The 12,244-nt window shown below is 67.8% G+C and carries 12 protein-coding genes; 3 read left to right on the top strand and 9 right to left on the bottom strand.

Annotation, left to right across the window (positions count from 1 at the left end):
* Positions 1–26 precede the first annotated feature (26 nt).
* Genes ACSDR0_RS14000 through ACSDR0_RS13990 form a run of 3 tightly spaced genes read right to left on the bottom strand, consistent with a single transcriptional unit; the run spans position 27 to position 3,171 of the window.
* The gene (locus ACSDR0_RS14000) at positions 27–680 is read right to left on the bottom strand and encodes a hypothetical protein (RefSeq protein ID WP_435289212.1); all 654 of its coding nucleotides are present in this window, start codon (positions 678–680) and stop codon (positions 27–29) included.
* Positions 681–721: 41 nt separating this feature from the next.
* Positions 722–1,621 carry a hypothetical protein gene (locus tag ACSDR0_RS13995; protein WP_435289211.1) on the bottom strand — a complete coding sequence of 300 codons (900 nt, stop codon included), beginning with the start codon at positions 1,619–1,621 and terminating at the stop codon, positions 722–724.
* Positions 1,621–3,171: a hypothetical protein gene (locus ACSDR0_RS13990; RefSeq protein WP_435289210.1), complete on the bottom strand. Its 1,551-nt coding sequence runs from the start codon at positions 3,169–3,171 to the stop codon at positions 1,621–1,623. Before ACSDR0_RS13990 ends, ACSDR0_RS13995 begins: the two co-directional genes overlap by 1 nt.
* A gap of 365 nt (positions 3,172–3,536) precedes the next feature.
* On the opposite strand from ACSDR0_RS13990, the gene ACSDR0_RS13985 reads away from it, so the two are divergent.
* Positions 3,537–4,202, top strand: a complete 666-nt coding sequence (locus tag ACSDR0_RS13985) for an NUDIX hydrolase (protein WP_435289209.1) — start codon at positions 3,537–3,539, stop codon at positions 4,200–4,202.
* 306 nt (positions 4,203–4,508) lie between these two features.
* Here ACSDR0_RS13985 and ACSDR0_RS13980 read toward each other — a convergent pair whose 3' ends face one another.
* From ACSDR0_RS13980 to ACSDR0_RS13965, 4 genes are all read right to left on the bottom strand, one after another.
* A complete protein-coding gene (locus tag ACSDR0_RS13980; protein ID WP_435289208.1) occupies positions 4,509–4,958 on the bottom strand; it encodes a DUF5615 family PIN-like protein in 450 nt (149 codons plus the stop codon).
* The gene (locus ACSDR0_RS13975) at positions 4,939–5,592 is read right to left on the bottom strand and encodes a DUF433 domain-containing protein (RefSeq protein ID WP_435289207.1); all 654 of its coding nucleotides are present in this window, start codon (positions 5,590–5,592) and stop codon (positions 4,939–4,941) included. Before ACSDR0_RS13975 ends, ACSDR0_RS13980 begins: the two co-directional genes overlap by 20 nt.
* A 186-nt stretch (positions 5,593–5,778) precedes the next feature.
* Positions 5,779–6,198 carry a hypothetical protein gene (locus tag ACSDR0_RS13970; protein WP_435289206.1) on the bottom strand — a complete coding sequence of 140 codons (420 nt, stop codon included), beginning with the start codon at positions 6,196–6,198 and terminating at the stop codon, positions 5,779–5,781.
* 149 nt (positions 6,199–6,347) lie between these two features.
* Complete coding sequence (locus ACSDR0_RS13965; protein ID WP_435289321.1) at positions 6,348–6,569, bottom strand: hypothetical protein; 222 nt, start codon at positions 6,567–6,569, stop codon at positions 6,348–6,350.
* Here ACSDR0_RS13965 and ACSDR0_RS13960 point away from each other — a divergent pair.
* Positions 6,475–6,891, top strand: a complete 417-nt coding sequence (locus ACSDR0_RS13960) for a molybdopterin cofactor-binding domain-containing protein (protein ID WP_435289205.1) — start codon at positions 6,475–6,477, stop codon at positions 6,889–6,891. The two genes, ACSDR0_RS13965 and ACSDR0_RS13960, sit on opposite strands and share 95 nt — an antisense overlap.
* Here the strand turns inward: ACSDR0_RS13960 and ACSDR0_RS13955 are convergent.
* A complete protein-coding gene (locus tag ACSDR0_RS13955) occupies positions 6,806–7,150 on the bottom strand; it encodes a winged helix-turn-helix transcriptional regulator (protein WP_435289204.1) in 345 nt (114 codons plus the stop codon). The two genes, ACSDR0_RS13960 and ACSDR0_RS13955, sit on opposite strands and share 86 nt — an antisense overlap.
* Positions 7,151–7,237: 87 nt before the next feature.
* Between ACSDR0_RS13955 and ACSDR0_RS13950 the strand changes: the two genes are divergently transcribed.
* Positions 7,238–8,128, top strand: a complete 891-nt coding sequence (locus ACSDR0_RS13950) for a pirin family protein (RefSeq protein WP_435289203.1) — start codon at positions 7,238–7,240, stop codon at positions 8,126–8,128.
* 119 nt (positions 8,129–8,247) lie between these two features.
* Here the strand turns inward: ACSDR0_RS13950 and ACSDR0_RS13945 are convergent, their stop codons facing one another.
* Positions 8,248–12,234, bottom strand: coding sequence for a PQQ-dependent sugar dehydrogenase (locus ACSDR0_RS13945; RefSeq protein ID WP_435289202.1), 3,987 nt, complete (start codon positions 12,232–12,234; stop codon positions 8,248–8,250).
* Between the last annotated feature and the right edge of the window lie 10 nt (positions 12,235–12,244).

The raw sequence follows: 12,244 nt of genomic DNA, 5'->3' as shown, positions 1-12,244 counted from the left end.
AGGTTGTCTCCGGGAGATCCGCGGGATCACTCGGCCGGACGGCCGTGGTCCCAGGCGGTGCCGAAGAGGATCAGCGCGTAGTCGTACATCAGCCCGGGACGGCGGGCGACGATGCACGGGGAGTTGCGGCCGTGTTCCGCCTGCCGGTAGATGGTCAGGTAGGCGACGTGGTCGGTGACGATGACGCGGTGCACGTTGGGCAGGTCGTAGAACCGTAGCGAGACGTTCTCGCGGTGCCGGGCGACCTCGCTCACGTAAGCGGCGTTGACGCGCACCTGTTCGGCGAGCAGGCCGGGGGAGAAGCCCAGATCCACACGGCGCATCTCCTCCTCTCGCCTGGAGAGCCAGGAGCCGGGGCCGAGGTCGGTGTCGGGCAGCAGGACCTGCACGAATTCCAGACGCCTGCCCGCTGCTTCCCAGACCGCGGCGAACCCGTCGCGTGTCAGTTCGTTGCCGCGTCCGGCGAGGACACGCACCCAACGCGCACGGGTCAGCTCGGTCGTCAGTTCACTGGAAGCCAGGCGCTGCCGTGAGATGACGCGCCGGACTCCCAGACCTGTCAGCCGGGACAGAATCGCGACCGGCCACCGGCGGGAACGCACGGAGAAGATCCAGCCTCCCACGAGGGTGAGGACAGTGGCGAGGAGGGAGCTCACCACACCGAGTGTGAACTCGTTCATGTTCACCTCCTTCGTCGGTGGTCGCCAGGAGAACAAGGACGTCAGGTCGCGCCGGTTGTCGGCAGATGCAGGTAGGGGAGGAGAGTGTGCAGGACGGTTGCCGCGTGTCGCGCGGCGATGTCGTGGTAGCCGTCGTTCTTGGTCGGGCTGGCATCGTCGGAGATTCCGCGCACGACGACCCAGCCGCGTACGGCCGGGGCCCCGTCCTGCTCGTGGAATGCCTGCGTCAGACCCCCGGCCTCCATGTCCACGGCGAGGATCTTGTCGTTGAAGGCTTTCAAATATCGGATGATCTCCGACTCGGCATCGGCGATCACTGCTTCGCCCGAGCCGATCGGCCCGGTGAGCGCTCGGTACTCACGCGTGATGCCCTTGGGGTCGGTGGTCTGGAAATCGGCCGGCTCGTCGTAGTCGATGAAGAAAGAGTTGATGGCATGGCCGATCGCAGCCGGTGCTTCGCGCTCCTCGCCTCTGCGCCGCTGCCCGTCCGGGGTCTCCTTGCGGAGGTCGTAGTAAACGACCCGGGGAGTTACGACGACGTCGCCGATTTCGACGTCCGAGTGGATGCCTCCACCGACTCCGACCAGTACGACAACGGCTGGGTTGTAGTTCCGACGGAGGTGGTCGAAGGCCATGACGGTCGACCGCTGCCCCTGGGACAGCGCCCGGATGGCGGCGACCCGGGTAACCGCGTCCCGAACGTTCACGGTCCCCTCAAAGAAGGGAAGGTTGCCGTTGCGGGCCCGCTGCAGGCCGAGCACCTCGTAAACCGCTTTGGCCTCCTTGCCGAGTACGGTGATCACCCCCACGTCGGCACGCTTGCCGTGTCGTGCCTTCTGCTCGCGGTCGGCCGACACGTTGACCGTCGCTCCGTGCCCGACCGCGGACTGGCTGACCTCCATGGATCCCCCATAGTTGACAATGCCGCTGTTGCTGTTCATCACTGATCTCCTTCGTTTTTCGAGGACTGTTCGGTGTTCTTGTCGGGTTCGCGAGTGTCCGCACGTACCTGTGAGTTAGGGCCTATCGCCGACTGTTTGATCTCGGTCCTTCCTCCCATATTCAGCACGCCTGTGTTGATGATGCTGGTCGCCCTTTTCTTGAACGTAGAGGTGTCAAGATCATGTAATTCGAGAAAATCTTCGACCGCTTTGAGTAGACGTTGTTCGATAAGCTTCATGTGATCGTGGATGGTTACCTCATCCAGCTGCGAATGCTTCCATGGGGTGGATTTCTCTTCCCGAACGCTCAATTTGGCACCGATGGCCATCCCTCGCCGGGGTTTTAGCATGCGGTTCTTTCGGGCTCGCACGGCTCTGGCCAAGAGCAGGGGAGCCTCAACCAGGTGCCATGTTCCTGCCATTTCGACGGGAAGGTCGAACAGCCTGCGCAACGTGGAGCGCACCACCGCGCTCGTGCCGCTCTCCGCGAAGGCATTGAGCACGTGATACTCGACGGGCGTGCGGGTCAGGGCGCAGGCGGCGAAATCGAGACTAAGCGCTCGGCCCTTGACTGTGACTCGAAGGAAGATCGTTGTGACCAACTCGCCGGTGGCGCTGGCACCGATCTCCAGAAAGTGGTGAACGGCGTCGTATGGATCATCGATGATTTTGTCTATGTCATTCTGATCAGGCCGCTTCCGTAGCCATTCAGGTCGAGGTGGCACATCGGCCTCGGCGATGTACAACCGGTCCCGCATGGTGAACCCGCGCAACCCGGTCGGATCGTTATCATCCCCCATGGGGCCCATCGCGGTCTTCAAATATTCCACGAGCTCGTGAGCCTCAAAACGTGGTGTCGGAGGCTCCAGCTCCTCCATTGATTTGTGTTCCTTGAGATCCGCCATGTCTTTCATCGATCGGAGGAGCTGGATGGTGAGTGGGGGGAGCCAGCGGTGCACAAGCTCGCCGCTGCCTACGAATGGGCTCTGATCCTCGTCGACCAACTTAAAGACGAGGAGATCCTCCGGTTCCGCTTCGTCCGCCGGCGGCAGGGGCCTGCGGTAGACCACGTAGGGGTGAGACTGCTGGTCCTCGATCGCCTGCAGGCGCAAGGTGAGTTTCTGCGGTTCCAGCGAGTCTGCTTTGTGCATGCGATTGAGGTGCCATTGGTAGGCGGCGCCTCTTCCGCCCACTGCGACGGCGACCAGCAGTGCTAGTAACGCCGTCGCTCTTGTCATGTCGTCCAGCGGAACGCTGGAGAGCGCGGCCATCAAAAACGGCAGCACGACCAGGACGGCACATCCCGTACTGCTGAGACGCAGAAGGCGTGCCTGCTGCCGGAGTTCGTCCGATTCGCTGTGCCACCTCGTCTTCCGCAGCCATTTGTTCACCGCCGCCTTGGCCCGGAGGGGGAGTACCACCCGTGCACTTCTGACCACCAGGCGGGACAGACACCAGAACCCGACTCCGCTGGCGAGGGTGAAGGTGGCCAGTGGATCGACGGCGAAACCGATCGCGAAGACCGCCAGAACGCACACGTGTTGCGCCATCTCCAGGCTCCATGCCCACCAGGCGTGCCTGACGACCGGGACGAGGTCAAAACCGTACGACGGGGCGACCATTCGTGCCGTGTCGTTGTGGACCTGACGAAGAACGACGCGACAGAAGGTGGGGTCCAGATAAACGCCAGCACAGAGGTGGCGGGTGGCCGTGTCCTGCCTCAGGGAACCGCGGTGCTCCGGCTCGTTTCGCGCTGCTTCCGATCGGGCCACGCCGCCCTCCCGCCCCTCTGTTTAGGTCTACTTGACCATAAGTTGTCGGAGAACTTTGAGTCAAGGTGACCTTTAGCTAAAGTGTTGCTGTGATAGAAAGATCAAGTCGAAGACGGGCATCGGTCACCGCGACCGTTGACCTGGTGATCCTCACCGTTCGGCAGGATCAACTGCAGGTCCTGCTGATCGAGCGAGGCAATCAGCCATACCTGGGGCAGTCGGCACTACCTGGCGGTTTCGTTCGCGACGGGGAAACTCTGGACGAGGCGGCACTGCGGGAATTGAGCGAGGAGACCGGGCTCGACGGCCGTAAGCTGCACCTAGAGCAGTTGCATGCCTACAGCGATCCGGACCGCGATCCGCGGGGCAGAGTCATCACCGTGGCCTACCTGGCACTCGGCCCCGACATGCCGCTGCCCGTCGCAGGCACGGATGCCGCGGCGGCACGCTGGGAGCCGATCTCATCCGCCCTCGCCAACGACACCTCGCTGGCCTTCGACCATGCCGTGATACTGCGCGACGGACTGGAACGGGCAAGATCGCAGCTTGAGCACACCACGGTGGCCGCGGCGTTCTGCCCTGAACCTTTCACGGTTGGCGACCTCCGCCACATCTATGAGGCGGTGTGGGGATTCAAGCTCGATCCCAGCAACTTCCGCAGAAAGATGACGCGGACGGAAGGATTCCTCGAACCCACGGGCGGACGCCGTTTTCCCGAGACCGGCAGGCCCGCGGCCCTCTATCGCCGGGGGGCCGCATCGCTGCTGGTCCCGCCGTTGTTGCGGTCAAGCGAGGTCTCCTCTCGATGAGGACCTCGCGAAAGTCCTTGCGGGAGACGACACCCTCGTGTAGATCCCCTGTGGGCTACTCGCGGACAATCCGCGAGAACCTGGGCGTCTACCGGCTCTCGCGCGAGCCGGTACGCGCCAAGCTGCGCACCCGCATCCGGCGCCTGCTCGCGAAGTTCGACTACCCGCCGGAGGAGAAGAGCACGCGGCCGTGGATCTCGTCCTCAGGCGGATGGAAACCTTCGCCACCGAGTGGGCCCCGAAGGCGTAGCAGCCGATATGCGCGTGATTTCCGTCCGTCGATTCGCGGGCTCCACGGCAGAGGGGTCACGTCAGAGACGGCCAGTATTTCGGCGGGATCATGGCCGGGTCGACGACGCGCAGGCGGTTGGCCGGGGTCGGGTCGACACCGCGCAGGGTCACCAGACGCTGCCCGTCCGCTTCAGAGAGAAGAGCGAGGGCGGCGGGCAGTCCGGCGGCGACCGTGGCGATCGCAAGGCCGATTCCGATGAGGCCGGGATGCTTGTGCGGGTATTCGATCCGATGCAACCCGGAGACGGCGATCGCCTCAACCTCCCGGGGGCGTTGCATCTGCCGGGCGTCGTTGGTCAGGATGACGTGAAATCCCTCGGCGACTGCCCGGGGATAGAGGTTCTCATCCCGTGTTCCGGACCAACGATCGAGATCCAGCAGGTGGACGATCTCATGCCCCAGGACGAAAGCGGCGATGGCCTGGTGGAGCGGCCGGGACACGTTCTCATCCAGCAGCAGCCTCACGCGGCTCCTTGGGGGGATCGTAACTGTCAACGTAGTCGGCGAAATCAGCGGCATCCAGGGCCGCCGAGGCGGTGACGCTCGGGTAGTACTCGGAGATCCGCTCCGGGAGGACACCGTCCCTGAGCAATGCGGCGACCTCGTCATAGGGGACGCGGGTGCCCTCGATCACGGGCACCCCACCGCGAACCGCCGGGTCCACCGTCACGTGCGCGCGAGGCCGGAGCAACGGTGGGATGTGCCTGCCGTCGCGGTAGAACGGCTGCAGGACGTCGACCATCTCGTGGATGACCACGTTGGCCTTCTTCCGTACCAGATCGACCGCCTGATCGGGCTCGGCCAGGTAGATGCTGCTGCCGTCGGCGACCAGCGTGTACGACGAGAGATGGTCGCGCTCCTTCAGATCGTCACGAAGCGTGTCGAGCGCCCGCCTGATCTTCTGCAGTGAGGCGTCGTTACGCAGCTTGACGCAGGTCCGCAGCGCCACCACATCGCGAAAGGAGTAGAGGACGGGCCGCGTGCCGGAGATCTCCGGTATCAGCACCGCACCCCGTCTGGCGCCGGTCTTACGCCAATGCGCGAGCTGGCGGAGCGTGGCACCTGACAGCGCGGCAGCCAATTTCGGGTCGTACGTCATCACCTCACCCCTTTCGCGCTCTGTGAACCGCAGCCCTGCCCGGCCATCATCGCAAATCCCGCTACGCCGGTCAGGCATTACGCGGCGCCCGTCGCGGTCTCGATGCTTCCGGCCGAACGAGGGACGTCATCACCGCCACCCCGTCGCAGAGGGCTTCGATGTCGCCGGCTACCCGATGGGTGAGGGTTAGGCGGCGAGTTCGTGGTTCAGATGGTCGCGGAACTCGCGGACCGTCATGCTGCCCTTGTATGGCTCAAGTCGATCGGCGAACTGTCGGGGGCGTTCCACCAGACGAGGGGAGGTCAACGCTTTGATAGCCGGAATCGCGGCTCGTGCGCGAGTGATTCCCTGCTCCAGTTCACCCGTCCCAAGGTACGCCTCAGCAGCGTTGACCTGGACAAATTGCGCCGCACGGATGAAGCGCCCGTCGTAGCCCTGTACCGCCGATTCCGCGAAGGCGGCCGCCCGCCGGTGCTCGCCGATCTGCTGCCGGCAGCAGCCCCTGGCCGCGACCAGCCCCGGTCTGCCGTACGAGGCCAGCCACTCCGGGTCGCGGTCGTCGGAACCCTGGTCGTACGCGCGCGCTCGGCCTCGGCGAGCAGTCACTCGACCTGCTTGGCGACATGCCCGCCAGGAGTCCCGCTCTCTCCGCTCCGCGAAGCTGTCGCCCCGGCTTCCTCGACCAGCATCAGCGCCATGACGCGTGGGGGTGCTCCGGCCCGGCGTGCGGTGTCGACGACGGCGCGGGCCGGCCATTACGCCCACCTGGGCTGCCGTAGATAGATCGCCTGCTGGGTCAGCGTCATCAGCACCCAGGCGCCCGCGAGGGGGTCGTTCCCTGCCTTCGCCAGCTTGAGTGCCTGGCCGAAGTGGTGTTGTGCCTTGCCGTGGTGGCCGAGGTCGAAGGCGGTCCAGCCCGCCAGCTCGGTCATTCCCGCCGCCTCGATCTTCGCTCTGGCCTCGCCGAACTCCGGCACTGGTCATCGGGATAAGCGGTACGCCGTCGTCCATGACCGCGGCAAGCTGATCAACCCGATGATCGTCGAGGGGCAGGTCCACGGCGGGGTCGCCCAGGGCGTCGGCGGGGCCCTTTACGAGAAGATGGTCTACGACGGCCACGGCCGGCTGAGGCCGTCTTCCCGAACTCCGTGGGGTCATCCGGCCGGGCGGACGTGGTCCCGGACGGTGCCGGACCGGCGGGGAGCCGTCCGGGTCATGCGTCGTCGGGCGGGAGGTGCCGCTCACTCCAGTGCGACAAGGGTTGAAGGGCGGAGATCAGCTCTTCGGCGTCGGGGGTGAGGGCGTACGTGATCTGGACCGGCATGCTGGGAATCACCGTGCGTTCGATGAGCCCGCGGGCCTGGAGTTGCTTGAGTCGCAGCGTGAGCTGCGGATCCGAGATGCCCGGCACCAGGGCGCGGTACTCCTTGAACCGGCGGGCGCCGCGGGACGCGGCGAGCAGGATCGGCCCGGTCCAGCGGGTCCCGATGATGTCGATCGCGCGCAGGATGCGGTGGCAGTTCTCCTCGTCGATCGGAGTGTTGGGTGGCGTAGTCACTTTCCAAATGTAAGTAACTTTGGTGTCCTTTGCCAACCCGGATCGGCGGATGGATGCTTTTGATGACCGAGGAAAGGGAGGGGCATCATGACCACGCACACCGCGCCGGCGAGCCGGAAGGTGAACCGGGTTCTCGACAAGGTGCACATCGGTGCGACCGCGATGTCCGATCACAGCGCGCTGATCATCGCACCGGGCAACAACGCCTGGACCGATCCATTTCTGGTGATGGGGGAGGAGCTGGTCAACCAACCGGGGTTCGACTGGCATCCGCACCGCGGGATGGAGACCGTGACCCTGATCCTGGACGGGGCCCTGGAGCACGGCGACAGCATGGGCAACGCCGGTGTGCTCAGGGCGGGGGACGTGCAGTGGATGACCGCGGGGCGGGGCATCATCCACCGTGAGGCCGCCGCCCGCTCCGAGCGGGCCCATATCATCCAGATGTGGGTCAATCTGCCGGCGCATCAGAAGCTGGTACCCACCCGCTATCAGGACCTGCGGGCCGGCATGCACGCCGTGCACACCGAGGACGGTGTGCTGGTCCAGCTGATCTCGGGGGAGACCGGGGCGGCGCACGGGCCGGCGCTCAATCACTGGCCGATTCTGGGCATGGTGATCACGCTCGACCCGAGGACCGAGTACCGGCAGCTGCTCGACGGGGACCAGCGCGCCTTCGCGTACGTGATCTCGGGCCGGCTGACGATCGCCGGCCGGACCGTGCACGCCGGGCAGATCGCCTGGTCCGATCCGGTGTCCCGGCAGGGCGACGCGACCACGCTGACCCTGGCCACCGGCGACGGTGACGAACAGACCAAGGTGATGCTGTTCGCCGGGCGGCCCATCGGTGAGTCCGTGTACGCCGGCGGCCCCTTCGTGATGAACACTCGCGCCGAGATCGAACAGGCCTACCGCGACTTCCACTCCGGCAAGTTCGGCCGCGTCCCCCGGCACACACGCCTGCCCGCCGGCGCGTAACCGGTCGAGGTCGCCGCTTGGCGACCACGCGTGGCGACGCCGCTTCGTGATGGGAGCGCGGCACGGGAGGACCGGGCAGTCCCCGCACCGCGCTCCCGGTCACCTCGCCCGGGACCGTGTCACGGCTCGGAGGTCAGGGTGTCGGAGCCCGTCCCGCCGATCAGCAGGTCGGTCACGCGGTCGCGGTACAGGGCGTCGTCGCCGGAGCCGCCGTACAGGATGTCGGAGCCCGTCCCGCCGTGGAGGCGGTCGGCGCCGGTGCCGCCGTGGACGATGTCGTTGCCCTCGCCGCCGCAGACGACGTCGTCGCCGCCGAGGGCGTGGACGACGTCGTTGCCGGCCAGGCCGACGATCACGTCATTACCGGAGGTGCCCCGCAGGACGTCCTTGCCGGAGGTGCCGACGATCGTGGCCTTGAGCCCCTCGCAGTAGAGCTTCGGGTCGACGACCGTGACGGAGAAGGCCGTCCTCGCCGAGAGCTCCCCGTCGGAGACCGTCACCTCGAACGGCACCGGGGCCGAGGGGACGGTGGCCGGCGTCCATCTCACCGTGCCGGTCGCGGCGTCGATCACGGCTCCTTCCGGCGCCTGGCCGAGCGCGTGGGTCAGGGTGTCCCCGTCGGGGTCGGAGGTGGTCACCGCGACCGTCAGCTCGGTGCCGAGCTTCGCGGTCCGGTCGGCCACGGCCTCGACGGCCGGTGCCCGGTTCGGGGTCAGGTCGGTGCCGGTGGCGGAGAAGTCCCGGGTCCGGCCGAAGTTGTCGAACGAGCCGAAGCCGATCCGGCCGGAGGCGAAGGTCTTGTCGGTGGCCGTCATCAGCGGGACCGCCGAGCCGTCCAGATAGACCGCGATCTCGCCGGTGTCGGCGCAGTGCCGGACGCGGACCCGGTGCCAGTCGGCGTCGGTCACCGCAGGGGGAGCGCCGACCGCGCCGGTCCACTGGTCGTCGAGGCGTAGCCGGTCGGCGTTGTTCACCACGAAGATGCCGTTGTGCGGGTAGATGGTGTTGTCCTGTGACAGGTGGACGTAGTAGTACTCCGTGTCGGACCGGTGGCCGAAGACGACGATCACGTCCCGGTTGCTGACGCTCACGCTCTCGTCCAGCCTGACCTCGGCGTCGATCTGCACCGATCCGAAGACCGGGCCCTTGGTGAGCACGGCGTACTCGAACGGGCGGCGCGGACCGGCGGGGGCCGTCCCGGCCTCGGTCAGGATCACCTCGTCGCCGGGGAAGCTCCACTTGGCGGGGGTGCGCGGGGCCCAGCTCGCCTGGGCCGCGGTGCCGGTGACCTTCGCGGTGCCCACGGCGCAGTCGGCGTGCTGCGGGGGCCGCGCGACCCGCCAGATCTTGCCGTTGGCCTTGGACAGGACGAGCAGCTCGCCGTCGCCGTCGACGCCCAGGCGGAAGTCGACCCGGTCGTTCCCGGCCAGCTGCCGCATCGTCACCTGCCGTTCGGCAGCGTCGAACAGCGTCAGCTCCTTGACCGTGGCGAGCTTCGCGCCGCGGACCATCTCCCCGACCTCGGAGTAGAAGATCCTGCCGCTGACGATGTCGCCGTAGACGTACTTGCCGACGAGCTCCGGCACCGCCTCGCCCCGGTAGACGAAGCCGCCGACCAGCGCGTTGCCGGTGTCGTGGTCGTAGCTGATCACCGGGTAGGTGTAGCCGTATTTCGCGTCGTCGGCGGGGAGCGGGTAGACGTTGGTCGGGTCGGACTTCTTGAACAGGAAGCCGCCCTCGCGCTCGTTCCAGCCGAAGTTGTCGCCCGCCTCCACCTCGTAGACCGAGTCGATGTTGACCTCGCCGATCATGCCGACGTACATCTTGCCGGTCGCCGGGTCCCAGCTGAACCGGTGCGGGTTGCGCAGGCCGTAGGCGTAGATCTCGCCGAGCGCGCCCGTCCGGTTCACGAAGGGGTTGCCGGGCGGCACGCCGTACCCGCCGCCGGGTCCGCCGGTGCCCGCCGGGTCGATGCGCAGGATCTTGCCCTGTGGCACGCCCAGGTTCTGCGGCCCGGTGGTGAAGTTCGGCGTCTCCTCGCCGTCGCCCAGGGCGAGGTAGAGCAGGGTGCGGTCGGCGTCCCCGGCCTCGGCGGTCGGGTTGAAGCCGATCTCCTGCACGCCGTGCAGGAAGGTGTCGAAGCCGAGCCTGAGGACCTCGCGCCTGGTGCCGGCGAAGGTGTTCGCGGCCGGGTCGGTCGCGGTCCACTCGGTGATCACGTTGTGCACGGAGGTGCCGGCCGGGTACGGCAGGTCGGGCGTCTGGGTGGTCAGCGCCGGGCCCGCCTCGGAGTGCGCGGTGTAGAACTTGCCGTTGGTCCGGTAGTCGGGATGGAAGGTGACGAAGCCGAAGCCGGTCCCGAGGTTGGGGTTGAGCCGGAAGTCGGGGAAGGTGGCCGCGACGTCGAGGAACTGCGTCGGGGCGCCGTTCACGACGAGGTACATCTTGCCGTTCAGGTCGGGCACGTAGAGCCGCCCGGAGCCGTCGGGGATCTCGCCGGCGTAGTTGATCCGGGCCCGGGGCGCGGTGGCGTTGCTGGCGGGGATGGTGACGAACTCCCGCAGGGTGACGCCGAGGCCGGTGACGACGGGGTCGCCGGGCAGCGGGTCGGGCAGCGGCAGGTCGCTCGTGTCGGTCACGCCGCAGGCGTCGGCGGCGCCGCCGGGCACCCGCAGGTTGACCCCGCCGGCGTCGACCGCGATGTCGTCGAAGTAGAGGGCGGAGGCGCTGTTCGCGCCGTTGATCACGGCGAACCGGTCCAGCGCCTCGGCGGTGCCGTTGCGGAAGCCGAACCGCCTCTCGGTGCCCGCGGGCAGCCGGGTGGTCACCGCGTACGGGCCGCCCCTGCTGTACATCGCGAAGGTGTCGGTCGTGTTGTCGGCGACCAGCCACACGCACTGCCAGGTGTTGGGCGCCCAGGTGCCCGCGGGGGCGAAGGCGCCCCTGTCGCGGGCGTTCAGCGTGGCGGAGTTCTGGCTGTTGGCCTGGACCTCGAAGTCGCCGAACGCGGCGGGCGCGTCCGCGTCGGTCAGCCCGGCGCTGGTGTCGACGTTGCCGGTCCGCTGGAAGCGGAAGAAGAGGGTGCCGCTCGCGCCCGGGGCGATGGCGGGGACCGCCCGGTGCGCCCGCAGGTTCGGGCCGGTCAAGCGGATCGCCTGGTTCCCGGCCTGCCTCGGGTCGGCGGCGACGACGACGGCCGCGCCCGAGGTGCTCCAGCCGTCCTGGCCGTTCAGCGCGCCCGCGGTGTAGCCCTCCAGGTCGAGGACCTGGTCGAAGGCGGGGGTCGGGTCGTCCAGGGTGGCGCCGTCGGGGTCGAGGTGGATGTTGTCGACGTAGGACACCCCGCTCGGCGGATCCTCCGGGTCGTTCAGGTGCAGGAAGGTGACCAGCGGGGCGGAGCCGCCGGTCCGGAAGGCGAAGGTGTCGTCGCCGCCCGCGGCGGCCCGCACCGGCTGCCCGCCCGGCGCGGCGACGTGCACGCGGTAGCTGTCGGCCGCGGTGTCGACCACGGCCCAGATCCGGTAGACCGCGCCGGGGGTGAGGGTGACGTTGTCGGCGACGCGGTCCTGGCCTCCGTCCCTGATGACGAGGCCCTGCTCGTTGACGCGCACCTGGACGGCGTAATCGTCCAGGTCGAGCTCGTCGCCAGTGGTGTCGAAGCCCAGGCCGGGGGACTCGTCGGCGCTCAGGCCCAGGCTGACGTCGGTCTTGGCCGGGTCATCGGCGGCGAACTCCAGGAAGAGGGTGCCGGTGGCGCCCTCGGCGATGGCCAGGTCGCCCAGGGTGGCGTAGGCGTTGCCGCGATAGCGGACCGGCTGGGCGCTGGTGTCCAGTTTGTCGATCAGGGTCTTGCCGGAGAAACCCGCGGGCACCGCGTCGCCCGCGAGGGCTCCGTCGGCGGCGCCGGGGGTGTTGACGTGCCAGGTTCCCTGCGAGCGCAGGCTGCCGTTGTCGTAGTCGTCGAAGGTGGCCAGGGCGCAGAGGGCGGGACAGGGGGGTGCCGCCGCGGCGGCCGGAGCCGTGGCGACCAGCGCGAACCCCAGGCCGGTGACCAGGGCGAGCGCCGGTGACAGCAGCCGGCGGAGGGGGGTGGGCAGAGCGGGCATCCGGATCCTC

The organism is Streptosporangium sp. G11 (assembly GCF_051192615.1).
GTDB lineage: Bacteria > Actinomycetota > Actinomycetes > Streptosporangiales > Streptosporangiaceae > Streptosporangium.
The sequence above is the reverse complement of the archived record's forward strand: the minus strand, read 5'-3'. Positions and strand labels throughout refer to the sequence as shown.